Source organism: Vibrio sp. 10N.247.311.51 (genome assembly GCF_041467855.1).
GTDB lineage: Bacteria > Pseudomonadota > Gammaproteobacteria > Enterobacterales > Vibrionaceae > Vibrio > Vibrio coralliirubri.
In genome coordinates, this window is record NZ_JBFSVK010000006.1 from 1 (window position 1) to 25,619 (window position 25,619).

Sequence of the window (25,619 nt, forward strand, 5' to 3'; positions counted from 1 at the left end):
CGACGGTTACGGCTCGACAGCGGAAGCGACGGTGACCCTGAAAGAGAGCAACGTGAACGAGGGGCCAGTAGCGATTGATGACACATATGAAACTCATATTGAGACGCTGCTCTTCTCTGAGTCCTTTGAAAACATGACAAACACAGGTCGTTGGACAATAGTAACAGGCGACGAACTGGGTGATTGGGAAGCAACAAATGGTCTAGAGATTCAGCGTGACGGTCTCATAGCCGAAGCGACAGACGGTGACTACCTCGCTGAGCTTGATGCTCACAAAAACACCGCGATCACAACAAGTATTAATACGTCAGACCAAGATAGCGTGCGTGTTGAATTTGATTACAACCCTCGACGAGACGGTAATTCATCTTCTGACATGACGTTTAAAATCGGTGACACGTTAGTTACTGTTCACGCCGATGGAACTCTATCGGGTGCCGACGGACTTAATGTCCAAATAGGGCAACCTGACGCAAATGGTTGGTATAAGATCACGGCTGAGTTCGAAGTCCAAGGGGACGTTACGGACCTTACATTTGCAGGTGCTGGAGCTTCAGATAGCTATGGTGCGTTGTTAGATAACATTACAGCGACAGGTATTAATCAATCTAAACTTGTTACTGCTGAAGACACGTCTATCACGATTTCTTTTGATGAGTTGTTGGCCAATGATACTGACATTGATGGTGATGAGCTCTCAATTGTTGTCGGTTCAATTACCTCCGCGGCTAATGGTGAACTGTTTGTCGACTACACAAACAATACAATTACATTCACACCGGATACCGACTATAACGGTGAGGCAACTTTTAAATATAAAGTGACCGATGGGAACGGTGGGGAAGATGAAGCAGAAGTTACGCTTAATATCTCTCCTGTGAACGATGCACCAGTGCTGACAGGCGATCTGTTGGGTGAAGTGGATGAAGAAGGCAGCTATACCATTACGGCTGAGGACTTAGGCTACACGGACGTTGATGATACTGACACAGGTGTTACCTTCACGGTCGGCAACGCGAGCAACGGCACAATCTTAGTCGGCGGTGTTCCGTCGAACAATTTCACAGTGGCGCAGTTGGCGGCGGGTGAAGTGACGTTCAAGCATGACGGCAGCGAAACCACGTCGGCGTCGTTCGACGTTAACATTGAAGACGGCAACGAAGATGGCAGCACACCAGTAGACAGCACGTTTAACTTGACGGTGACGCCAGTCAACGACACGTTCGTTGATGCGGATGAAAGCGTCAGCGTTACAGAAGACAGCGTTGACAACACAGGCAATGTACTCACGGGCACCTCAAGCCCAGATGGAGAGGTGACGGTGACGACGTTCAGCGTGGCTGGTCAGACTGTGAACGCAGGTGAAAACATCACGGTTGATGGCAAAGGCACCATCCGTATCGACAGCGATGGGACTTACACCTTCACGCCAGAGGGGAATTACAACGGCGAGTTCCCAACGGTGACGTACACCATGACCGACGGTCTGGAAGTGGATGGCACGCCATTAGAAACATCGACGTTGGATTTGACGGTAACGCCAGTCAACGACACGTTCGTTGATGCGGATGAAAGCGTCAGCGTTACAGAAGACAGCGTTGACAACACAGGCAATGTACTCACGGGCACCTCAAGCCCAGATGGCGAGGTGACGGTGATGACGTTCAGCGTGGCTGGTCAGACTGCGAACGCGGGTGAAAACATCACGGTTGACGGTAAAGGCACCATCCGCATCGACAGCGATGGGACTTACACCTTTACTCCAGAGGGGAATTACGACGGCGTGTTCCCAACGGTGACTTACACCATGACCGACGGTCTGGAAGTGGACGGCACGCCATTAGAAACATCGACGTTGGATCTGACGGTGACGCCAGTCAACGACACGTTCGTTGATGCGAATGAAAGCGTCAGCGTTACAGAAGATAGCGTTGACAACACAGGCAATGTACTCACGGGCACCTCAAGCCCAGATGGCGAGGTGACGGTGACGACGTTCAGCGTGGCCGGTCAGACTGCGAACGCGGGTGAAAGCATCACGGTTGACGGCAAAGGCACCATCCGCATCGACAGCGATGGGACTTACACCTTTACTCCAGAGGGGAATTACGACGGCGCGTTCCCAACGGTGACGTACACCATGACTGACGGTCTGGAAGTGGACGGCACGCCATTAGAAACATCGACGTTGGATCTGACAGTGACGCCAGTCAACGATGCGCCTGTAGCCATCAGTGATTCTTACAAAAACGTTCAAGAAACCATATTGCTTACCGAGTCATTTGAAAATATGGCAAACCCAGCGGGTTGGACGGTTGTTTCTAAAGACCCATCAGAGGTATGGGACTTTACTAATGGTATAGAGATTGAGCGAGACGGCTTAATTGTTGATGCTACCGACGGTGATTTTTACGCAGAGCTAGACCCACATAAAAATACGGTGATGACGACATCAATTGATACGTCGGATCAAGACTCTTTGAGGGTAGAGTTCGATTATAACCCTCGCCAAGACGGCAACTCGTCGTCTGATATGACTTTTACTGTTGGGAATACAGCTATTACGCTGCATGCGGATGGAACAGTGACTGCTCCAGAAGGCATTTCTGTAACACTAGATGGTCCGGATAACAAAGGTTGGTATCAAGTAAATGCTGAGTTTGATGTTAGTAGTGATGCTACTTTAATCGCTTTTGCTGGTGCGGGTAGATCTGATTCGCTTGGTGCGTTCATCGATAACATTACAGTTACCGGAATAGATGCACCCAAACTCATAACGGAAGAAGATCAGGCTCTTACTATTAGTGGTAGTGAGCTGCTAGCCAATGATTTCGATATCGATGGGGATGACATAACCATTTTTTCTGTCAACGCAACCGATGCTACAAACGGCTCTGTTCAGCTGATAGATGGCAATGTCGTGTTTGAACCTAACCAAGATTTCAATGGTGAAGCGACTTTCGAATACACCATTGTTGATACTCATGGTGAAAAAAGCACTACGACAGTGACTGTTAATGTCACACCAGTAAATGATGACCCTATCGCGAACGATGATTCAAGAGCATTAGGTGATAACCTGATCGTCAATGGTAGCTTTGAAGACTATGAATCGGTATCAAATGCCGGTTGGGGTTCTCGAATCGACCAACTAGATGGTTGGTCCTACGATGCAAGAACTGGTGCTTTAGATTCAGTTCAAGAAGGCTATGCTGTTGATGAAACAGACGGCGATCGTATGATTGATATGGAAGGTAACGGTGACAATGTAACCCTTACCCAACAAATTCAAGGTGTAGAAAGCGGTACCTTATACCAACTGTCTTTTGATACGGCAATGTACGAACGATTGCCGAGTGCTGAGCTTGAGGTCATTTGGAACGGCGAAGTCATTGCTACGATCACCCCTGAAAGCAACATAATGCAAACTCAGTTATTGGAATTATTAGGTGGTAGTGGCGATGGTTCAAATACCCTTTCATTTAGAGAAGTTGGTACTGAAGGCGACAAGAGTGGGACTTATCTAGACAATATCAAATTTCAAGAAGTGATTAAAAACCTTCAGACACAAGAAGATGTAACTCTCGACATCCCTAGTAGCGAGTTACTTTCGAATGATTCTGACGTTGATGGTGATACGTTAATTATTTTAGATAGTTTAGTGATTGATCCAACATACGGTCAGGTTGAGTTAGTAGAGCTACAAGATGGCTCTCAAACCGTTCGTTACACTCCAGCGGATGACTTCAATGGTATCGCTACGTTTACTTACACAGTTTCTGACGGTAAAGGTGGTACTGATACCGCCGTGGTTACGATTAATGTCACTCCAGAAAATGATGCTCCAATATTTGTCAAAGATGGAGTGCCGATTGATGACACTGATCAAATAAGTGTATCGACTAAAGAGGATAACTCTGTATCTGGTAAGGTTACTGCAACCGATATTGACGACACTGACCTGACTTACACGGTGAGCCAACCTACAAACGGTAGTGTTGAGATCGACCCTGAAACGGGCGAGTGGAAGTACACTCCGAACAACGAGTTTGATGGAGATGATTCATTTGTTATTACCGTGTCGGACGGTAACGGTGGTACAGATACGGTTGTAGTGAATGTTGATGTATTACCTGTTGCTGAGCTAACAGTTACGGCAGGTCAACCAGTTACAGAAGCAGAAGAAGCATTCCTATCTTTTGAAATCAACTTAAATGAACTAGTTTCAGAAAACGTGACTCTAGACCTGACTCTGGGACATGCAGATGATACCGCAACTAAAGGTGTCGATTACGAAGACAAGATCTACGTTAAAGATGGACAAGATTATAAAGCGCTTTCAGAGCAGGAGCTTGCCGATCTTATTATTGCTAGCGGCTCTGATAGCTTAGAAGTCTTCATCAAGGTTCTTGATGATAAATTGCTTGAGGGTGAAGAAACTGTAACTCTAAATGCTAGCTCAACTAGTGAGTATGTTGAAAATGACAAACAGGACTCAGATACAGCTAAGATTGTCGATGAGACAGACACAAACGACAAAGATACCGTTACAGTTGGGCTGACTGGTCCCGATTCAGTTATTGAGGGTGATAAGACAAGTCCATTTACGATTACGCTAAGTGAGCAAGTGCCTGAAGATAGTGTAGTTACTCTTCAGTACTCTTACACAAACGCGAGCAATGAAGATATTGTTGAAGTTATAACTGTAAACGTAGACGCAAATACAAATACAGCGACCTTTGAGATTCAAACTGAACCAGATAACGAATACGAAGTCGGCCAAGAGTTTAACGTTAGTGTTGTATCCGTAACCCAAGATGGTACCGATGTATTTGAGAAGCTAGACACGTCTAGCGCTGATAAAAATGTAGCTATTGACGATAGCCATGATAACCCGCCAAAAACTGAAGACTTCTCTATTTCTCTCAATGCAGATGGCTCATCGCAAGTTATTTTCGATACTGGAATTGAGACTATCGAAGGTGATGGTACAGACCATATTTCTGATGACGAAGATGATAACGATAATGACGCAGGTACAAATCTCGGCGTGATCATCACAGAGCTGCCTGATTCAGGAACTCTTTACTATGTCGATGGTAATAACAAGGTTGAAGTGGTAGTTGGGCAGACGTATGCAGATCCTAACAACATCGTTTATGAAGATGACCAAGAATCAACAGGCTTCTTCTTAGGTGTTGATGATACATCCACATTAGATAAAGGCCCTCATAGCACTGCAGAGTTCCATAACTGGGGTGATGAAGTTGATGCGTATACTCGCGAACTGAAGTTTGATAATGGTGATGTCGTCACCATTACCTCGGAAGGTCGAAATAACGTTGACGCTAAGCCTTTAGTACAGAACAACAGCCAGCAAGGCCATATTGGCTTCGGTATTGCATCGACTAATCGCGGTATTCACCAAGACGAGGCAATCAACATTGATTTCTCTTCTCGTCCAGCGGACTCAGTAACGGTTGGTCTAAGTGGTTTGGGTGGCTGGTTTGCCCCAAATGCTGATGATAGTGTTCAATCAAGAGCCGAAATTACAGTCACCTTTGATTATGGTAATGGTGTCACAGAAGAAAAAACCTTCCTTTATGATGACACCCACAATAATCAGAATGTCACGATTGTCGCTCCTGAAGGTGCTGAGATTGTTTCGGTGGAAGCAAGCACACAAGGACCAGGTAACTGGGAGCTGACTTCTCTTGAAGCTAAGGCGTCAGATTCATTCGAATATAAAGCAGTAGACAGTGATGGTAACGAAAGTGAAGTTAAGACAGTTACTATCGATAAGTCTGGTGACCTGAGTGCGAATAACGATCCGCAAGGCTTCGAAGTTAAACTGGGTGAGTTCAGTGAAGACAACGACTCTCCATGGTCAGCCGAAGGCGCTGAGCTAAATGCTAGCTTCAATGGCCAAGATAAAGACTTTGCACACAGCGGCATTAAGATTGGTGTTGCCGGCAAAGTAGGTGGATTGGGCGCTCAGATTGAATATGATCGTGCAGAGCAGCAATCTGAGAAGTTTGAAATCAATTTAGATAGCCCTGCGACTCAGTTTACATTTTCAGTATCTAACTTGTTTAAAAACGAAGGTAATGACGGTGATTTCACTGATAACCATGAACAAGGCAGTTGGGTAGCGTACCTCAATGGCGTAGCGGTTGCAGGTGATACGTTTATTGCTGAAGACGGTAACAATAAAGGTACTTACGAAATAACACCGCTTGCTCCTGATGGTACTCCAATCGCATTTGATACCGTGGTATTTGAAGCAACTGAGTATTCCAACCAAGCAACGCATGATAATGATGCGTCAGATTACTTCCTAACTGGTTTTAAAGCCTCTAGTGAAGGCGCATATGCAGTGAATCAAGGCGGCATTCTTGAGATTCCAACATCGAAGCTTGCTGGAATTATCGGTTCTGAGCTGCTAAATAACGATATCGATTCAGATGGCGACAATCTACGTATTACGTATGTATACGGTGAAACGGAAGGTAATGCGTATATCAAAGATGGCATCGTATACTTTGATTTAACTGGCGATGATTTTGTCGGTGAAACAACGTTTAAATATCAGGTAACTGATGATAATGGCCAAATCGCGAGTGCTGAAGTTAATGTTATCGTAAACCCTCTACCGACTCCTTCTAGTGTTGCGTCTGTAGACCTGCTAGCAGACTCAGTAGTTGAAGGTGATGAACTTGGCTTTAAAGTCACTTTGGATTCAAGTGCACTTGTTGAATCTGCGTTGGACGTTACTTTTGGTAAGAACACGGATGCTGCGAATGATTCAGGTGACGAAAAAGATCTCGACCTGAGTCTGGTTCGTTTTACTAATGGCGTCACATATGATCAGCAAAGTGGAAAGCTGATTGTCCCAATTGGAGTGAAGGATTTTGCAGTTCTTATCCCTACTCTTATTGATGGTGTTCATGAGCTCGACGAAAACTACAGCTTAATAGTCGATGGTGTATCTGCTACTGGCATCATCGAAAACGTTGATACAATTGAGCTAATGGTTGAGAGTTTTGCCGACGTAGCTGAAGGCTCGAATGCAGTCTTCGCAGTAAGTTTAAATAATCCGTCCTCAGAGAATATCGACGTATCGCTAGCAATTACTCTTGATAGAGAGGCTACTTCAGCGGAAACGGCTGATTTCAAAGATATTGGTGAACTATACACTGCGTACTACTTGGAGCCAGAACAATCCGGGGAGCCTAAACGTGTTGAACTTGATGTAGTAATTAAGGATGGCAAACCTACCGTTACTTTCCCTAATGGTGAAACTGAGATCTTTGTTGAAGTAGCGACAAAAGATGACTCGGTATTTGAAGGTGGTGAAGACTTTAACCTAGTTGTTACTGACGAGTCCGGTTATGTGTCGAATGGTTCTGCTTCAGATGAAACCACTATTATGGATGATGGTACCGATCCAGACGGCCCAGATGGACCACAAGTTGGCAATGATGATCGTCCTGTTGTTGACAGCATCACTGACATTGAAATTGAAGAAGGCCAGTCAGGAACGTTTGTTGTTGAGCTTTCAAATCGCAGCGAATCCACAACCACAATTGAAATGTCTCTAAATGACGGCTCTGCCGTGAGTGTAGATGGACAACCAATTGAGGGCGACTTTAATGGATCTAGCGTAGTAGTTACTTTTGGTCAAGGTGTTGATAAGCAGATTCAAACCGTTGAAGTTATCAATGGCAAGTTTGTAGTTAGTGTTCCTGACGGGCATGAATCGTTTACAGTTGAAGTCGTAACTAACCAAGATACGCATGCAGATAATAATGAGAAGTTCTCTATTTCTGGCAATGCTCTTCACCAGCAAGACGCAGTTACTGGTGTTGCTACAATTGTCGACAATGAAGCGCCAATGGTGGATCTAAATGGTGCTCTATACGACATTGAGTTTGTAAGTGAAGGTGCTGGCTACAGCAATGTCTTTGGTTACTATATCAACGACGAATCAGGCGAGAAGCAGCTTCACGTTTTGGTTTCTAATAGCAATGATCCAAGTCTATCACCGAGTACCTTGTTAGATTCACCGTTGTCTTCGATCGATAACCTTGAGTTTTTCTTAATTCCAAATGGCTTCAATAAGATTGATAGCGATAAACGCTATGACCTTAAAGTGAATGACCAAGGTCAATTAGTTGTCGATGGTGTTGTTAAAGCTGGTATTCCTGTTTATACATCGACTGACGAAGACCATCAGATCTCAACCACGCTTGATAGTGACGGAAATCTAGTATTGAGCTTTGATGACCAAAAAGGCCAAGGCAACGATGATAATGACTTCAACGATTTTGTTGTTAAGGTCAGTAAGATTGATACAGATGGTATTGACTTTAACTCAGCATACGTTGAGGAAGGAGAAGCGGCTATCGCCGATATAGACGCAGATATCTTTGACGATAAAGATACAATCAAATCGATGAGCGTTACTCTAACCAATGCTAAAGATGGCGATAACTTAACCTGGGCTGAAAATAGTGGATTCAGTGTATCTAAAACAGTGATTGGCACTGCAATCGCACTAATAATTACCCATCCATCAGGTAGTGTTTCTGCCGATGAGTTTGAAACGTTCCTGAAATCTATTCGATTTGTAAACAGTAGCGACACGCCTGATGAAGAAACGCGCTTAGTTGAAGTCACTGTGTCTGACGGCGTTAATCAGTCTGAAACGGCTACAACATCAATCTCTGTGACTGGCACTGATGAATTATCCCTCATTAATGTGGCAGGTTTAGAAGACCAGTTTATTGACCTAAACATTAGTGTTGTTGACGCAGCAACATCGGTAAGCACGATAGAGCTGTCAGGTATTCCACAAGGTGCAACTGTATTAGTCGGTGGTGTTGAATCTGCAGTTGATAACAGTGGCACTGTCGTGGTTGATATCGATGATATTGATTCGGTTAAAGTGAAAGCACCAGAGCATAGTGATGTTAACTTTGATATTTCAGTAACAGCTAAAGATTCTGATGAAGAGACTGTAGAATCTGGCAGTATTTACGTTGATGTTCATCCTGATGCGGACAGGCCTACACTAATCATCGGCGACTTTGAGAAAGTTGCTGCGATTGATTTTGAAGATGTACAGATAACATCAGGCTCTTGGGATAGTGATATTGAAATAAATAACGTCGAGGGTGTATCGACCATTGGCGAGTGGAGTACTTCTAATCCCGGTCAACATGTTGAAGTGGGTACTGAAGGCACATACCTGTCAGGCTCGTCAATGAACCAAGTTATGGAAATTGAAGGTGAAGTTGACGACAAAGTCCTCTATACCGACATGGATCTTGTCGCTGGCCGCTTCTACAATTTTAAATTCGATATTGCCGCGAGAGACGATGTTGATCCTTCGGACTCCGACATGGAGGTATCGCTCTTTAAGCTAGATGATGCTGGCAATCCAATTGAGAGCAGTAAGGTAACACTTTATGACTTTATTGCTGAGCGACAAGGTAGTGGTTGGCAAGAGGGAACGTTCACGTTGCCCGTTGAGCTTTCAGGTAAATATCGCCTTGTTCTTGAAGCAGACGAAGCCGACTCTACAGGCGCAATAATTGATAATATTCAATTTACTGCGGTCGACAACTATGGATACGAAGATTCATTTATCAAGCTCAGTGAGATTAGCGCTTCGCTGGTAGATGCGACAGATGGTTCTGAGACCTTAACTGTAGAGTTGGATGGTCTTCCTGTTGGTTCAGTGTTGATTGACGGTACAGGGCAGGATGCGAATATGCATATTGTCACTGAAGTGAATAAAAACGATAAAATTGATGTAACTGGTTGGGATCTAGCAGAACTTCAGATCAAGGTATTAGACTCTAGTACCTTTGACATTAAGGTCATCGCAACTGCGACAGAGGCGGACACCAACAAGGATGATGATGTTCACGGAGAGCACGGTGATCTTGGTGGTAAACTGGCTAATGCGTCTGAAGCAACAATTAATATTACAGTCCTTGAACGCCCTGTCGACACTAATGAACGTCCAATTGCTAATGACTTTACTATTTCTTCGGATACAAATGTTGCGAATGTTAACTTTGCGCCTAACGCGATTGATAAAGAAGATGATAGAGACAATAAGAATACGTCTGTACGAATTGAAGAGTTGCCAGAGTATGGCAAGCTTTATCTAATTGATGATGACGGAAAGATTGTTGAAGGCCCGCTTGAGGTTGGAAGTGAAGTTCTTGATAGTGGTAAAGTTGTCTATGTTGCTGACGGTACCAACACTACGACGTTCAACAGCGACTTTACGGTTGGCAACTTTGCTGAAGAGCATGGTCTTAATCTCGAAAATAAAGATGATGGTGTAGATAAGCTAGAGCTTGATGGTGTAACCCTCTCCGGCGGCACATTTGAAAATGGTCAATTTGCGGGTGACGGAGCAACGATTAAGTACGATCACAACAATAACCAGAAAGGTCTATTTGTTAGTACTACTCATGACAGCGGCACTGGTAAAGAAACTCAGATTGGTGAGTATGTTTCTATCGCCTCAAACGAAGGGGACATTTCTTCAGCTAAAGTGTCTTTTGCTAGTCTTGATGGCTTGTTCAATAATGGACATGCTCAAATTGTCGCTTACCTTTTCCGGGATGGTAAGCAGGTAGATGTAATTGAACCGATTCAGATTGTCACTTCGAGTAAACATGACGGTTACTCGGTCATTAACTCTGACAATACCGTATTTGATGAGATTCGTTTAGTTGGCGTTAATACTTCGAACAAAGGCAAAGGAGCGGGTTTCAACGTTGCTGAAGTTGACGTTGATGTCGTCGGCGTTACTGATCTACAAGATGAGTTTACGTACTCTGCAAAAGATTCTGATAATCAGCTAAGTTTAGAACCTGGTACCGTTACCATTGAGGCTAAAAATACAATCCACTCCCCAACGAGCGGTATTGATAGTGTTACAGTCCAAGGTGGCAATACATTAAACTGGCCAAGCTCAGCTGCAGTAATAAATTCACTAATTACTTATCATCAATCAGAGTATGACGACGTCGGTGGAGCACAAATTGATGTAGGGATTGGGGCTGATTTTGTCAACCTTGGTTCGGGGTCAGATACTATCTTTATGGGAGATAGTATTTCGCCAACTCAAGACCTTAATGTGCTACCAAATGACTTCGATTCTAGAATAGAACAGTTTTCTAAGTTAGAAGTTTCAGAGTTCACCTATGGTGACGAAAACAATGGAATGAAGGGTTTTGAGGACACACCTCCAGGCCTTGATGTAGCAAATGGTGGTGGAGGTAACGACAGGATCTATGGTGAAGAAGGTCAAGACATTATCTTCGGTGGAACCGGCAATGACGTTCTACATGGTGGCACTGGTAACGACGCTGTCCGTGGCGGCTCTGGCAATGACACGATAATTGGTGGTCATGGTAACGATATCCTTGTTGGAGATGATGGTGCCGACCTGTTCCAATGGGTTGACCAACCGTTCCAAGACGATGTTGATACAATTACAGACTTTGATCTAGGTGAAGACCATCTTGATATCTCTCAATTATTGCCAATGGAAAACTCAATGTCTGATCTTCTTGAACATATCACTATTGAGAAGGTCGATAACGGCGGTGGTGATAAAGATTTGGTTATCACTATCTCTGAAGACGCAACTAATAGCGGTCAAACACAAACTATCATTCTTGATAACACGGGGAACCAGTTTGATTCAGTGAACGCTCAAGGTGATGGTCGTGTAATAAGTAGTGACCTGAGTAATTTGGTGAATCAGTTATTCGTCAACTTACCAGACTAAAAAAAGGGCCGAAAGGCCCTTTTTTAATGTGTCTGTTTTGTTATATAAAATAGAGTCTAAAACCCTAGGTTTAAAGAACCTTACAAGCAAAACCTTTCAGGTAGAAACCTTCTGGGTAGGCTGTGTCTGTTAGGTGGTCGGCTGCTTGCTCGAAGCGTTCTACGAACTTAACAGTGCGGCCTGCATCTAATGCTGCATCAGCAATGATTTTTTGGAACAAATCAGTACCCATTAAGCCAGAGCAAGAGTAGGTGAGTAGAGTACCACCTGGTTTCAGGATTTGCATCGCAAGCATGTTAACGTCTTTGTAGCCGTTAGCACCCGAAGTTAGGTTATTCTTGCTTGAAACAAACTTTGGCGGATCCATGATCACTACGTCAAACTTAGTGCCTTGGTCACGGTATTCACGAAGCAGTTTGAAAACGTCAGCGTTTAGGAATACAGCGCGCTTTTTCGAGATATCAAACCCGTTAAGTTCAGCGTTGAATTTAGCTGTATCAAGAGCTAGTTGAGATACGTCAGCGTTGATAACACGCTTCGCGTCGCCTTTAAGTGCGTAAAGGCCAAAACCACCTGTGTATGAGAAGCAGTTAAGGACATCTTTGCCTTTAACGTACTTCATTGATTCTTTGCGGCTATCGCGCTGGTCCATGTAGAAGCCCGTTTTGTGGCCTTCCATAATGTTCACGCTGATTTTGACGCCGTTTTCTTCAATCACGATAGATTTCGGTGGCTCTTCACCGTGAAGAACGCCGACAACTTGTTCTAGGCCTTCTTTTTTACGAACTGCTACGTCTGAACGCTCGTAGATGTTGCAGTCAGGGAAGCACTCGATTAACGCTTCTACCAATACGCTTTTGTTAAATTCAGCGCCAGCACTTAGCAGTTGGCAAACAAGGAAGTCTTGGTATTTGTCGATTGTGATACCTGGCAAGCCATCAGACTCTGCGGCCGTTAGGCGGTAGCCCGTTAGGCCATCGCGCTCAATGATGTCTTCACGTAAAGACTGTGCGTCTTGAATTCGTTTTACAAAGAACGCCTTGTTGATCTCTTCTTTTTCAAATGTCCAAACACGAGCTCGAATTTGAGATTCTGGTGAGTAAGCCGCTTTTGCAAGCCACTGACCATTTTGAGCATATACGTCTACAGTTTCACCTTGTTTTGGTTCGCCTTCGACCTTATCGATACCGCGTGAAAATACCCAAGGGTGTTTGCGGCGTAGTGATTTATCTCGGCCTTTAGCTAGATGAATTGAAGGAGTCATAATTTACTCTGTTTGTTGAATTTGAAGGAGGGGTATTGTCGGGGAAGTACAGGTGAAAAGCAAATAAGAAAGGGCTGCAGAAGCAGCCCTAGTAATGATTAATCAACACATTGTAGTTGGAGAGCAGTATTAAGCTTTAAGACCGGTCAGCAAACCTTCCATCGTGTCGCTTTGTTTACGAAGTTGGTCAACATTGGAATTACTCTTACTGATCATCTCGCAGATGCTGTCTGATTGATGACGAATCTCTTCAACACTTTGTGCAATGTTGTCGGCAACTACGCCTTGTTCTTCAGCCGCGGTAGCAATTTGAGTGCTGCTATCTGAAATAGACTGGTTTTTTTCCGCTAATGAACCGATCTCGACGTTCACTTCTGACATCAGTGTTTGGCCTTCGTTAGCATTGTTCACCGTGACTTCCATCAGCTTGGTCAGTGATTGACTGTTACGTTGTAATGATTCAATCATGCTTTGGATTTCAACCGTTGCTTGCTGAGTACGACCGGCAAGGGCACGAACTTCATCGGCAACAACCGCAAATCCACGACCTTGCTCGCCAGCACGTGCGGCTTCGATAGCGGCGTTCAACGCTAACAGGTTAGTCTGTTCAGAAATACCGTTGATGGTAGTGACGACTTCATCGATCTGCGCTGCGTTGGCATCCAGCTCTTCTACTGCTTGTGAAGCGGATTGGATCTCTTGAGATAGGCTAGAGATAGACTCCAATGTATTTGAAACCTTCACTTGACCGCTCTGAGCAACGCCGCGAGCGTCCATCGTTTGTGAGCTAGACGCATGAGCAAGGGTAGCGACTTCGCGAATGGTAGCCGCCATTTGTTCCGTTGCACTTGCCAAGCTATTCAGGTGTTCCTGTTGGTTACCTGAGATGTCTGAACTTTGTTGTGTTGACTGGTTCAAGTCCGAGCTGATTTGCTGCATGAGAGCGACAGACTCTTGGATTGATAGAACCATGTTTTGTTCACGTTCAGCGACTTTATCGATTGTAATCGCGATTTCACTGAACTCGTCACGAACTAAGAAGTAGTTCATGCGGCAAGTTAAGTCGCCATTCGCAAGCGTGTTCAGAGCTTTGTTCATAGAGAACATCGCGCCGCCAATGAAGGTCATAATGTAGTAAACACCTAGCGCGATAAGCGTTAGGGTTACAGCGATGATAGAAACCTGAGTCGTCGAGAGAGCAGACCAAAGGTTTTGGTCATGGTTAGCAACTAGGCTAAATGCACCATTCATTACTGATACAGAACCAGCACCGTAGCCCAAAGAGATGGTTTCAGAACTGCTGACAAGCTGAGCAACTTGATCTTTAGTGAGTTGACCTGCTTCGATAAGTCCTTTCATCAAGAGCATTTCTTCTTGATAAAGATGAGCAAGTAAAGAGTCCGCGGCACTATCTAAAACGAGAGTTAATATAACCAGGGCGAGAAGAGGTAATAAGAAGAGTAGATAGAACTTTTCTTGGATTTTTAGGTGAATGAGATATTTGTCAATCCAACGAAATGGGATTTCTTTCATAATCGTTATACTCGAAGTAAGTCCACCAATAAGCGGTGAATGAATAGAAGCTCGACTATATCATTCATATAATTTATGAGGCAACGTTATGGAAAGTTCACAATATATTTTTGTCGTGTCAGGCGTAGTTCAATGTGTTGGGTTCCGTTACCACACCAGTAGGCAGGCGCAAGCTATGGGTCTCTCAGGTTATGCAAAGAACCTAAATGATGGCCGAGTTGAAGTGTTAGCTGTCGGAAAGGGTAAGGAAATAGAGAAGTTCCACGCTTGGCTCAATATTGGCCCTTCGAGTGCGACAGTAGATCATGTAGTGATGCATCAAGTGAAAGATAGCGAGCGCCAGGACGTACGCATAGGGGCTTTTAAAATACTGTAGTTATGGCGCTACAGTATTTATATCGAACGTAACTTAATGACCTAAAGCGGGTTAGGTTTACAAGCACTTTGCTGGTTTAGGTAAACCGGCGAGCTTGGTCGCTTGTTTTGCAGGGCCTTTTTTGAATAACTTGAAAAGGTACTTACTGTTGCCTTTTTCTGGGCCGTGGGCTTTTTCCATTGCTTTAACGAGCATGCGAACCGCTGGTGAGGTGTTGAACTCTTCGTAAAAGCTCCTTACAAAATGTACGACTTCTAAGTGTGCATCTGTAAGTTCAATCGCCTCGTCTTGAGCAAGAATTTCAATCATACCTTCTTCCCATTGCGTGTAATCCAATAGGTAGCCTTGAGCGTCGGTTTCGATTTGCTTGCCGTTATATTCAAACATGTTTAATCCAGAATCCAATTAACTATGCGGATAGGGTACATGACCAAGTTTATCTTTCTCAACAGAAATTGTAGCTATCTAAAGAAATATCGCACTTAAAGATACAAAAAAGCCCAAGAGATAGGCTCTTGGGCTAGATATTCTTCAATGATGGGAACGATTAGTCGTCGCTGCCCATGATGCCTAGGATGCTTAGTAGGCTGATGAAGATGTTGTAGATCGATACGTACAAGCTGATCGTTGCAGAGATGTAGTTTGTTTCACCGCCACGAATGATGTTTTGCGTTGTAAGCAAGATAACACCAGTCGAGAACAGGATGAACATACCGCTCATTGCCAATGATAGTAGAGGCATTTGTAGGAAGATGTTTGCAACCATACCTACAAGTAGTACTACGAAACCAGCTAATAGCATGCCGTTAAGGAACGACAGGTCACGCTTAGTTGTTAGTGCGTAAGCTGATGCGCCCATAAACGCCAGTGCTGTACCGCCAAGTGCAGTTAGGATGACATCACCCATGCCTGCGCCAACGTACATGTTTAAGATTGGACCGATGGTGTAGCCTAAGAAACCTGTAAATAGGAATGTGAAGACTAGACCCATGCTGTTGTCACGGTTCTTTTCTGTTAGGAAAAGTAGGCCGTAGAAGCCAACTAGCATGATAATAAGACCCGGGCGAGGAAGGTTCATCGCCATGGATACGCCTGCTACAACAGCAGACCAAAGTAGTGTCATAGACAGTAATGCGTAGGTGTTACGCAACACTTTATTGGTTTGCAGAGCACTTTCTTGAGATGCTGTGCGTGAAAACATAGGGCTGTTCATAATCTTCCTCGTAAGGTGACTTCAATAGTTATTAGTACATTTATGGGGGTGAAAGTTCGAAAAATCAAGTCTCTCATTCCTCTTGTATACGTAAAATAATAATCAAAATAGTCGGTTAAGTGTTTCTGAAGGTGTAACAAAGTATTTCTTAAATTTCAGTTAAGGTTCGATGTTCAATTTTTATCGCACTGAGTCGCTGTTTATAATCTTGAAAAACTAAGTGTAACACTGAAAACAAAGAGGCGACCTAAGCCGCCTCTGTAGTTTATGCATCATAACACATTAGTGGTGTAAGATTTGGCTTAAGAAGTTCTGCGTTCTGTCTGATTGTGGGTTTTCAAAGAAATCGACAGGGTTGTTCTCTTCTATGATTTCACCGGCATCCATGAAGATAACGCGATCCGCGACCTCTTTAGCAAAGCCCATCTCGTGTGTTACACAAAGCATCGTCATGCCTTCCTCTGCAAGTTCAACCATTACGTCTAACACCTCACGAACCATTTCTGGATCGAGCGCCGACGTTGGTTCATCAAACAGCATCACTTGAGGATTCATACACAAAGAGCGAGCAATAGCTACACGCTGTTGTTGACCACCTGAAAGCTGACCTGGGAACTTGTCTGCTTGCTCAGGGATTTTAACTCGCTCTAGGTACTTCATTGCAATCGCCTCAGCTTCTTCTTTTGGCATCTTTTTGACCCAGATAGGGGCCAGAGTGCAGTTCTCTAATACCGTCAGATGTGGAAACAGATTGAAGTGCTGGAAACACATGCCGACATCTCGGCGAACAGCTTCGATGTTCTTTAGATCTTCCGTTAATTCATTACCTGAAACGAAGATATGACCTTTTTGGTGCTCTTCTAATCGGTTGATGCAGCGGATCATCGTTGATTTACCAGAGCCTGAAGGGCCACAGATAACGATTTTCTCGCCTTTTTTAACTTCTAGATTAATGTTCTTAAGTACGTGGAATTCACCGTACCATTTGTTCATGTCTTTCAACTCGATCATAAGACCTTGAGAGTTGTTTTCTGTCTGCTGCGTCATAATACGTCCTTGATCTTGTTAATTATCGTTTGTGACCGGTGTGAAGTCTGTTTTCTAGCCATATCGAATATCTCGACATGCCAAAACAAAACACCCAGAACACTAACGCGACAAATACATAACTTTCTGTTGAATACCCAAGCCATTCAGGGTCGGTATTCGCGGCTTGGCCAATCCCTAGTACATCAAACATACCAATAATCAAAACAAGACTGGTATCTTTGAACAAACCAATGAAGGTGTTCACAATTGAAGGAATCGTGATCTTAAGAGCTTGAGGTAGAATGATAAGCCCAGTCTTTTTCCAGTAGCTTAACCCCAGAGCATCAGCCGCTTCGTATTGGCCTTTTGGTATTGCTTGTAAACCACCACGAATTACTTCGGCCATGTAGGCTGCACTGAATAGTACTACCCCAACAAGTGCTCGAATCAGCTTATCGGTTTCTGTCCCTTCTGATAAAAAGAGTGGCAGCATTACTGAAGCCATGAATAGAACTGTAATGAGCGGAACGCCACGCCAAATTTCGATGTATACGGTACACATACTGCGAATGATCGGCATCTCTGAGCGACGCCCAAGAGCAAGTGCAACACCAATAGGGAGTGACACTACAATACCAACAAGTGCGATGACCAGTGTAACCAATAGGCCGCCCCATTTATGGGTATCAACAACTTCTAACCCAAAGACGCCACCGTATAGCAAGCCGGCAATGATAAATGGGTAGATGTTGACGAAGAACAACCAAATCCACGTGCGTTTAGGTGTTTTTTCATAAGCCAGTAAGGCTACAAAAATGGCCAACGTTGCGTAGAAGAGGCGAGGTCGCCACAGTTCAGCTTCTGGGTAGAAGCCATACATGAATTGGTCCCAACGAACGCTGATAAAAACCCAACAAGCGCCTTCGCTAGTACAGGCATCACGTGTGGTTCCTATCCAGTCGGCACTGATGAATGCCCAATCCGCTATTGCCCATAATAGGGTGAAAGCAAAGTAAGCAAGAATCACAGTGACGACGCTGTTAACAGGTCCATTAAATAGATTTTTTCTTAACCAACCTACTGGCCCAACGGTATTCGCTGGAGGCGGAAGATCAGGTTGAAATTGATGTGTACTCATCTTATCTCTCCACCAACGCTACTTTGCGGTTGTATATGTTCATTAGAGCAGACGTTAATAGGCTCAAGGTTAGGTAGACGCCCATTGTCATCGCGATTACTTCGATAGCTTGTCCAGTTTGGTTAAGTGTTGTTCCTGCAAATACAGAGACAAGATCAGGGTAACCAATGGCCATCGCAAGTGATGAGTTTTTAGTCAGGTTTAGATACTGACTGGTTAGTGGTGGGATAATAATTCTTAATGCTTGTGGAATAATAACAAGCTTTAAAGTTCTAGAACGTGGGATGCCTAGAGACATCGCAGCCTCAGTTTGCCCATGGTTTACCGCGTTAATACCTGAACGAACAATCTCAGCAATGAACGCTGCTGTGTAGATACTTAAAGCGAGCATCAATGCAGCAAGCTCAGGGATTATGGTAACACCACCCTTGAAGTTAAACCCTTTCAACACAGGGTAATCTGCAGAGATAGGCATGCCCATAACAAAGTAAGTTACCAACGGTAAGCCTAAAATCAACGCAGCGGCAATTCGCAACATCGGTGTTTGTTGGCCGGTCAGTTTCTGTCTGTTCTTAGCCCAGATGTTGATAATAAACGTAGCGATAATACCGACAATCAATGATGCGATGACAATGCTACTGCCTTGCTCAAACACGGGTGCAGGGAAGTACAATCCACGAACGTTCAAGAAAATTGCTTCACCTAGGCTCATACTTTGACGAGCAGAAGGCAAGGCTTGTAGAACGGCGAAGTACCAGAAAAAGATCTGTAATAGAAGAGGGATATTTCGGAATATCTCAATGTAGACAGCTGCAAATCGGCTAACTAGCCAGTTTGAAGAGAGTCTAGCTATACCCATACTAAAGCCCAGCACTGTCGCTAGCATGATGCCGAGTACTGAAACCAAAGCGGTATTGAGAAGACCGATAAAGAATGTACGACCGTATGAGAAGGTCTCGTCGTATTCAATCAGTGTTAAGCCGATACCAAAACCAGCTTCTTGCGAGAGAAAATCAAAACCAGTGGTGATACCACGGGAATCTAAGTTTGTGAGTGCATTATTTACAATCGTGTAAAAGAAAGCACAAAGCGCCCCGACGGCGATAATTTGGAAAATGATGGAGCGAAAAGTGGGGTTGTAAAATAAGTTGGCACTTTTGGGCTGTGGCTTTGCCTGAGCTGGAGAAATAGTTTCATTAGGTTTCATACTACTATAACCTCAAATCCATTTAATAAATAGGGCGGAAAACTCCGCCCTAATTGATGCTTGAAAATTTATTAACGGATTGGTGGAGCGTACATAAAGCCGCCCGCATTCCATAATGCATTTACACCACGAGAGATTTGAAGTGGAGAACCTGTACCAACAGTACGCTCAAAACTCTCACCGTAGTTACCAACTTGCTTAATTACCTGGTAACCCCAGTCGTCACGAATGCCAAGGCCTTTGCCTTTAGGACCATCTACGCCAAGAATACGCTTGATGTTTGGATCTTTTGACTTAAGCATTTCGTCTGCATTTTTAGAAGAGATGCCGTATTCTTCCGCGTTAATCATTGCTGAAAGTGTCCACTTAGCAACGTTAAACCATTTATCATCATCTTGACGAACAACAGGACCTAGAGGCTCTTTAGAGATGATTTCAGGAAGTACTTGTGCAGATTTAGGGTCAGCTAGGTTTAGGCGAAGTGCGTATAGACCAGATTGGTCAGTCGTTAGCACATCACAACGACCTGCGTCGAAACCTTTAGATGTTTGTGCTGCCGTATCGAATACCACTGGCTTGTAAGACATACCACTGTTACGGAAGTAATCGGCTAGGTTAAGTTCGGTTGTTGTACCTGATTGAACACATACAGAAGCGCCATCAAGCTCTTGAGCACTTGTTAGGCCAAGTTCTTTCTTAACCATGAAGCCTTGACCATCGTAGTAGTTAACGCCTACGAAGTTCAGACCTAGAGCAGTGTCACGATGTAATGTCCATGTTGTGTTACGAGATAGTACGTCGATTTCGCCAGATTGAAGCGCAGTAAAACGCTCTTTTGCTGTTAGAGGTACATACTTAACTTTAGTCTTGTCACCGAGTACGGCCGCTGCAAGAGCTTGACAATACTCAACATCAATTCCTTCCCATTCACCTTTTGAGTTAGGGTTAGAGAACCCTGGAAGACCGGTACTTACACCACAAGTTAGAAAACCTTGAGATGTGACTTTGTCCAGAGTGCTTTCTGCCGCTGATGCCGATGTTGCCATCATCGCAGTTGATGCAGCTACTACTGAAGCAAGAAGTGTTAGTTTATTTGTCATTTGTATCCTTCCTTGTTAACCAGGTGACACCTGATACTCGTGCTCGTTTGAGTTTCTCTTATGTGTTGCGTTTTCTATGACCTTGTTGTTCAAATTAAACGAGTTGCATTTTGCAAATGAAACTGTGTGCGATTTAAACAACTGTTTATAAGGTTAGGAAAGGATCCGTAGTTTCACAAATGTATAATTTAAAAAGAATTTTGAATGAAATCACAAATCCGAACACAATTAGAATGACCAAATGTTAACTGAATGTAAATAGTGCAACGGTTCACACTGTTGGTGCAACGAGATTTAGAGTTTTATATTGATAATCGACTAGATAAATATTCTGAATGAATGTCACAGTGGTGGAGCATTAACCTTAAAAAAGATTGAAATTTGGTCAATAAATATTTTTATTACACTTCGATAGTTATGAATATGCTCCAAATTTGGTAGCATGGCTGAATAGTTATTGAAGTAGTCTCAAGGAAGAACATGCGTTATTTCCCAATGTTTTTGGATGTAGAAAATAAGCCAATCTTAGTGGTTGGTGGGGGTGAGGTTGCTTGCCGTAAAGTCGATAGCTTACTACGAGCTGGAGCGGATGTGACTTTGGTGTCTCCCAAGGTCGCACCTTACTTAAAGCAGCTTGTGGACGAGAACAAACTCCACTGGGTTCAAAACTTTTATTCGTCACAGATCATATCGAAAAATTACTTACAGGTTTGGGCCACAACAGACAACCCAAGCTTGAATCACCAAGTGTATAATGATGCGAAAAAACTGGGTATTTTAGTCAATGTGGTTGACGATCTACCATACTGCGACTTCATAACACCTTCGATGATAAATCGCGGCAGAATCCAAATTGCCATCTCTAGTGGTGGTGCATCACCTGTTTTAGTAAGAAATATCAGAGAAAAACTCGAAACGGTATTGCCACAAAACATAGGTTTGATAGCAGACTTCGGTGCATCAAAACGCAATTCAATCAAAGAGTCATTTCCAACCGTCGACGAGCGTCGTAAATTTTGGGAGCGATTCTTGTCATCGAGCGTTATTGAGCAGGTGACTGACAGAGAGCAGTTAGAGTCTTACTACCAGCAAGCGCTAACCGAAGGCATTGATAGCGAAGGGCAGGTCACTTGGATTGAATTCGAGCAAGATGTCGAGCTCCTGTCTATGAAGGCTTTACGTTTGATGCAGGAGGCAGAGCTCGTACTTTCACCGAGCGATTGTCCATTTGAATTTATCGATCTGTGCCGCCGAGATGCAGAAAGAGAGAGCTACGCCAACAGCGGAGAACTATCAACAAAGCTTGAGCAAGCAAGAGCAGAGAAATTACGAGTGTGTGTGTTTATTCCACCAGCAAGCGTAGAGTTCAATCTGCTGGTCGGCAAAGATCTAAAATTGTCAGCAGCCCAAGTACTTAGTTGAGGTAGTTGCTTCTAGTTGAAATAAGAGCTTTCTGGTTGTTTTAAATCGGTTAGAGGCTCGGAATAAAACTAAAACTGGATCAGATAAATAAAAAGCCACTTCCCCTTAAAGAAGTGGCTTTTTGCTATTTCAAACACGACATTGTGCAGATGAATGAGCAACCCAAATAGGCGGTCGCTCAAACTCAATAATTAGTCGCGGAAGTTGTCAAACTGGAAAGGTTGACCAAGTTCACCGCTGCGAACTAGAGCCATAACAGCTTGTAGGTCATCACGCTTCTTACCTGTTACGCGAACTTTGTCGCCTTGGATAGAAGCTTGAACTTTAACTTTGTTGTCTTTGATTAGCTTAACGATCTTCTTAGCGACATCAGTTTCAATGCCTTGCTTAAAGATAACCGTTTGGTGCCAAGTGCGACCTGTTTGGTCTGCCGCTTTCGCTTCCATCGCGTTAGGATCAACATTACGCTTCGTTAGGTTGCTGCGAAGGATATCGCGCATTTGCTTCAGTTGAAAATCGTCTTGAGCAGTCAATTTTACTGATTCATCTTTGTAATCAAAGCTTGCTTCAACGCCGCGGAAATCGAAACGAGTCGATAGTTCACGGTTTGCGTTGTCTACTGCGTTACGCAGTTCTACTGCTTCTACTTCAGAGATAATGTCAAATGATGGCATTGTGTTGTTTCCTTAAGCTAAGTTTCTATCTTTAATTGCTGTTGCAAGCATGTCTAGCATTGTTGCAGTATCTTCCCAGCTTAGGCATGGGTCAGTAATCGACTTGCCATATTCTAGGTTGTTGATATCTGTCATTGGCTGGTTGCCTTCAATAATGAAGCTCTCTGCCATAATGCCTGCAATTTGGTTCTTGTTAGATTTAATTTGCTCACAAATGTCTTGTGCAACTTCTAACTGCTTACGGTGCTGTTTCTGACAGTTAGCGTGGCTAAAGTCTACAACCAAACGTTGAGGCAGGTCGAATTCAGCCAGTTGCTTACACGCAGCATCTACAGATTCAGCGTCGAAGTTAGGGCCTTTATCACCACCACGTAGAATAACGTGACCGTATGGGTTGCCAGAAGTACGGTAAACCGTCATGCGGCCGTTCTTATCTGGAGAGTAGAAGTAGTGTGAAGCATGTGCTGCACGAATTGCATCGATAGCAATCTTGATGTTGCCGTTGGTCGCGTTTTTGAAGCCAACTGGGCAAGACAGTGCAGAGGCCATTTCACGGTGAATCTGAGATTCAGTCGTACGAGCGCCAATCGCGCCCCAAGTGATAAGGTCCGCAATGTACTGACCTGTGATCATATCAAGGAATTCAGTTGCTGTTGCTAGGCCAAGCTTGTTGATGTCTAACAGAAGCTTACGAGCTTTGTTTAAGCCCGTTTCAAGTGCGTATGAACCATCAAGGTTTGGATCGGTAATCAAACCCTTCCAACCTACAACAGTACGAGGCTTCTCGAAGTAGGTTCTCATTACAACGAACAGTTCATCTTTGTACTGGTCTTGAATTTTGCTCAGGCGCTCAGCGTAATCAAGTGCCGCATCTGTATCGTGAACAGAGCAAGGGCCTACGATAACTAATAGGCGGTTATCACGACCAGTTAGGATATCTTCGATTTGGCGGCGAGAATTTTTAATGCGCTCAGCAACGTCGTCAGTAATAGGGTGTGCATTGCCTAGTTCGGCAGGAGTTGGCATAGGACCCAGAGCTTGGGTTCTCAACTCATCAGTTTTTAATGGCATGTGATAGCTTTTTTATTCTATTGCGAAGTGGTTAAGATAACGGAATTGAACAGAGGAATAAACTCTATTGAGTCAAAGTTATCTCAGTTATTGCTAATATTCTTATTTTTATCAGCAGGCCAGCGTCAAATAAGGGATTTTCACTTGTATTAACAGGCAGCTATCGGTATTTTCGTTTGAACACAACATAAAAATGCTGGAGCAGCAATGACTCAAGAAAACCAAAGCACTTTGCACCCAGAACTTGTCTTAGGTGATGTGCTGCCTTCTTACAACGATAATAATAATTCCAACCACTTATACGTTTCATTATCAGAGTTGGTGATGGATCGTGTCTTTTATCACCCAAGTATCGAGAGTCACTTAGATACTTTGACTGATATTGAAAAAACGTCTTTAGAAGCGCTCCTTGGCGATAAAACCGTCGATGAGCATTTTGTTTCGACCTTAGTGATTGCCATTCAAGCTGCCGTTCAGCCAAATCACACTTCTGTTCGTATCGCATTAAGCAGTGCAGACAGCTATGGCTTCCGTTCGCTGCTTGGCGGGAACTGCGAAGCTGAAGAGATTAACCCAGCACTAGGCGTTCGTGGCGTTGCTCGTTACGCGACACAAGAGTACAGCAAGGCTTTTGCGTTAGAGTGTCAGGTCATTAAAACGTTGCGAGAGCAGGGCATTAACGTTGAAGTGGTTGTGCCTTATGTAAGAGCGTTAAGCGATGCCGCTAAGATTATTGACCTGCTTGCCGAGCAAGGGCTACCACGTGGCCTTAATGGTTTGAAAGTACTGTTCTCGTGCGATGTGCCGTCTGCAGTGCTACTGAGCGAACGTTTACTGCATTACTTCGATGGTGTTGTTGTGAATGTAGATAGTTTAGCGTCTTTCACTTTAGGCGTAGATAAGCACAATGAAGCTCAGCAACACGCTTTTGATCCACAAAACGAAGCGGTTATTACCTTGTTGGATATGATTGTTAAAGCAACCCTGAACGCGAAGAAGCCAGTGTTGCTAGTAACTCAAGGCTTAGTGGATTACCCACGTCTACAAGGTTACATAGCTGATCTTGAAGGCGTAGAAACGGTCGTGACTGCATAAATCGGTTTGTTGTCTTAGTAAATCAACTGGCTCTATCCGTTTATTTGAAGCGCTAAAGCTTTGAGAATGAAAGAGATATCATTATGCGATGATATCTCTTTTTTGTAACATTTTTTTGACATCTCTATCGCTAATCGATTAACTGGTCTGATGACTGATTTGACTAGGTAATCCGAATGTTGACCCCCCTACAAAAAGCAAATTTCTACTTGAGCATGTTTGGTTTTTTCAAAGTGCCTCTGATCTGGTTATGCAGACCAAAATTGCTCGCACTGGATAACCAACATGTTGAGGTCAAAATCCCTCTTAAAAGACGCACGAAGAACCACCTTAATAGCATGTATTTTGGTGTTTTGGCTGTGGGTGCTGATGTGGCGGGTGGCTTTCTTGCGATGAGCAAATCTCAGCAGCAAGGTGAAAAGATTTCGTTGGCATTTAAAGAGGTGACGGGCAACTTCTTAAAGCGTCCAGAAGGCGATGTACACTTCACTTGTAATGATGGTGAGTTGATCAACACTATGCTGGAAGAAACTATGTCTACCGGGGAACGTGTAAACCAACCTGTAACCATTATCGCGACTTGCCCATCTTTGCATGGTGACGAGCCAATGGCCGAGTTCACGCTAACGCTTTCGATTAAGAAAGTCCCGTCTAGGAAATAGCTCGGAAGTAGATGGAA

General features: G+C 43.9%; 15 protein-coding genes. 5 read left to right on the forward strand and 10 right to left on the reverse strand.

What is annotated here, in order from left to right; genetic code table 11:
* Positions 1–31: 31 nt before the first annotated feature.
* Positions 32–11,818 (forward strand): tandem-95 repeat protein, encoded by an 11,787-nt coding sequence (locus AB6E85_RS07315; protein ID WP_372142063.1) that lies wholly within the window; start codon positions 32–34, stop codon positions 11,816–11,818.
* 70 nt (positions 11,819–11,888) lie between these two features.
* On the opposite strand, the gene AB6E85_RS07320 is transcribed toward AB6E85_RS07315, so the two are convergent.
* Positions 11,889–13,082, reverse strand: a complete 1,194-nt coding sequence (locus tag AB6E85_RS07320; RefSeq protein WP_059019877.1) for a class I SAM-dependent methyltransferase — start codon at positions 13,080–13,082, stop codon at positions 11,889–11,891.
* A gap of 129 nt (positions 13,083–13,211) precedes the next feature.
* Positions 13,212–14,615: a methyl-accepting chemotaxis protein gene (locus tag AB6E85_RS07325; protein ID WP_102319806.1), complete on the reverse strand. Its 1,404-nt coding sequence runs from the start codon at positions 14,613–14,615 to the stop codon at positions 13,212–13,214.
* An 88-nt stretch (positions 14,616–14,703) separates the two neighbouring features.
* On the opposite strand from AB6E85_RS07325, the gene yccX reads away from it, so the two are divergent.
* Positions 14,704–14,991, forward strand: coding sequence for an acylphosphatase (gene yccX / locus AB6E85_RS07330; protein WP_372142065.1), 288 nt, complete (start codon positions 14,704–14,706; stop codon positions 14,989–14,991).
* Positions 14,992–15,048: 57 nt separating this feature from the next.
* Here yccX and AB6E85_RS07335 read toward each other — a convergent pair whose 3' ends face one another.
* From AB6E85_RS07335 to AB6E85_RS07360, 6 genes are all read right to left on the reverse strand, one after another.
* Positions 15,049–15,378 carry a TusE/DsrC/DsvC family sulfur relay protein gene (locus AB6E85_RS07335; RefSeq protein WP_017057205.1) on the reverse strand — a complete coding sequence of 110 codons (330 nt, stop codon included), beginning with the start codon at positions 15,376–15,378 and terminating at the stop codon, positions 15,049–15,051.
* Between the two features lie 160 nt (positions 15,379–15,538).
* Positions 15,539–16,204, reverse strand: coding sequence for a Bax inhibitor-1/YccA family protein (locus AB6E85_RS07340; protein ID WP_017057206.1), 666 nt, complete (start codon positions 16,202–16,204; stop codon positions 15,539–15,541).
* A 282-nt stretch (positions 16,205–16,486) separates the two neighbouring features.
* Positions 16,487–17,251 carry an amino acid ABC transporter ATP-binding protein gene (locus AB6E85_RS07345; protein ID WP_017059704.1) on the reverse strand — a complete coding sequence of 255 codons (765 nt, stop codon included), beginning with the start codon at positions 17,249–17,251 and terminating at the stop codon, positions 16,487–16,489.
* A gap of 22 nt (positions 17,252–17,273) precedes the next feature.
* Positions 17,274–18,371 (reverse strand): amino acid ABC transporter permease, encoded by a 1,098-nt coding sequence (locus AB6E85_RS07350; protein WP_017066317.1) that lies wholly within the window; start codon positions 18,369–18,371, stop codon positions 17,274–17,276.
* A 1-nt stretch (position 18,372) separates the two neighbouring features.
* Complete coding sequence (locus AB6E85_RS07355) at positions 18,373–19,578, reverse strand: amino acid ABC transporter permease (protein ID WP_061038970.1); 1,206 nt, start codon at positions 19,576–19,578, stop codon at positions 18,373–18,375.
* Between the two features lie 71 nt (positions 19,579–19,649).
* A complete protein-coding gene (locus AB6E85_RS07360) occupies positions 19,650–20,678 on the reverse strand; it encodes an amino acid ABC transporter substrate-binding protein (RefSeq protein WP_004733634.1) in 1,029 nt (342 codons plus the stop codon).
* A 480-nt stretch (positions 20,679–21,158) separates the two neighbouring features.
* On the opposite strand from AB6E85_RS07360, the gene AB6E85_RS07365 reads away from it, so the two are divergent.
* A complete protein-coding gene (locus AB6E85_RS07365) occupies positions 21,159–22,100 on the forward strand; it encodes a bifunctional precorrin-2 dehydrogenase/sirohydrochlorin ferrochelatase (RefSeq protein ID WP_052878463.1) in 942 nt (313 codons plus the stop codon).
* Positions 22,101–22,291: 191 nt separating this feature from the next.
* Here AB6E85_RS07365 and AB6E85_RS07370 read toward each other — a convergent pair whose 3' ends face one another.
* Together AB6E85_RS07370 and AB6E85_RS07375 are read right to left on the reverse strand one after the other, a co-directional pair.
* On the reverse strand, positions 22,292–22,774 hold the full coding sequence (locus tag AB6E85_RS07370; RefSeq protein WP_004733632.1) for a YajQ family cyclic di-GMP-binding protein: 483 nt from the start codon (positions 22,772–22,774) through the stop codon (positions 22,292–22,294).
* 12 nt (positions 22,775–22,786) lie between these two features.
* Positions 22,787–23,845 carry a 3-deoxy-7-phosphoheptulonate synthase gene (locus AB6E85_RS07375; RefSeq protein ID WP_048615990.1) on the reverse strand — a complete coding sequence of 353 codons (1,059 nt, stop codon included), beginning with the start codon at positions 23,843–23,845 and terminating at the stop codon, positions 22,787–22,789.
* A 207-nt stretch (positions 23,846–24,052) separates the two neighbouring features.
* Between AB6E85_RS07375 and AB6E85_RS07380 the strand changes: the two genes are divergently transcribed.
* Entirely contained in the window at positions 24,053–24,940 is an 888-nt protein-coding gene (locus tag AB6E85_RS07380) for a putative PEP-binding protein (RefSeq protein WP_372142067.1), read from the forward strand.
* Positions 24,941–25,116: 176 nt separating this feature from the next.
* Entirely contained in the window at positions 25,117–25,602 is a 486-nt protein-coding gene (locus AB6E85_RS07385; RefSeq protein ID WP_048612140.1) for a PaaI family thioesterase, read from the forward strand.
* The last annotated feature ends 17 nt before the right edge of the window (positions 25,603–25,619 follow it).

Excerpts from the sequence above, each read along its gene's own strand:
- AB6E85_RS07320 (WP_059019877.1), bottom strand. The coding sequence starts at position 13,082 with ATGACTCCTTCAATTCATCTAGCTAAAGGCCGAGATAAATCACTACGC.
- AB6E85_RS07325 (WP_102319806.1), bottom strand. The coding sequence starts at position 14,615 with ATGAAAGAAATCCCATTTCGTTGGATTGACAAATATCTCATTCACCTA.
- yccX (WP_372142065.1), top strand. The coding sequence starts at position 14,704 with ATGGAAAGTTCACAATATATTTTTGTCGTGTCAGGCGTAGTTCAATGT.
- AB6E85_RS07335 (WP_017057205.1), bottom strand. The coding sequence starts at position 15,378 with ATGTTTGAATATAACGGCAAGCAAATCGAAACCGACGCTCAAGGCTAC.
- AB6E85_RS07340 (WP_017057206.1), bottom strand. The coding sequence starts at position 16,204 with ATGAACAGCCCTATGTTTTCACGCACAGCATCTCAAGAAAGTGCTCTG.
- AB6E85_RS07345 (WP_017059704.1), bottom strand. The coding sequence starts at position 17,251 with ATGACGCAGCAGACAGAAAACAACTCTCAAGGTCTTATGATCGAGTTG.
- AB6E85_RS07350 (WP_017066317.1), bottom strand. The coding sequence starts at position 18,371 with ATGAGTACACATCAATTTCAACCTGATCTTCCGCCTCCAGCGAATACC.
- AB6E85_RS07355 (WP_061038970.1), bottom strand. The coding sequence starts at position 19,578 with ATGAAACCTAATGAAACTATTTCTCCAGCTCAGGCAAAGCCACAGCCC.
- AB6E85_RS07360 (WP_004733634.1), bottom strand. The coding sequence starts at position 20,678 with ATGACAAATAAACTAACACTTCTTGCTTCAGTAGTAGCTGCATCAACT.
- AB6E85_RS07365 (WP_052878463.1), top strand. The coding sequence starts at position 21,159 with ATGCGTTATTTCCCAATGTTTTTGGATGTAGAAAATAAGCCAATCTTA.
- AB6E85_RS07370 (WP_004733632.1), bottom strand. The coding sequence starts at position 22,774 with ATGCCATCATTTGACATTATCTCTGAAGTAGAAGCAGTAGAACTGCGT.
- AB6E85_RS07375 (WP_048615990.1), bottom strand. The coding sequence starts at position 23,845 with ATGCCATTAAAAACTGATGAGTTGAGAACCCAAGCTCTGGGTCCTATG.
- AB6E85_RS07380 (WP_372142067.1), top strand. The coding sequence starts at position 24,053 with ATGACTCAAGAAAACCAAAGCACTTTGCACCCAGAACTTGTCTTAGGT.
- AB6E85_RS07385 (WP_048612140.1), top strand. The coding sequence starts at position 25,117 with ATGTTGACCCCCCTACAAAAAGCAAATTTCTACTTGAGCATGTTTGGT.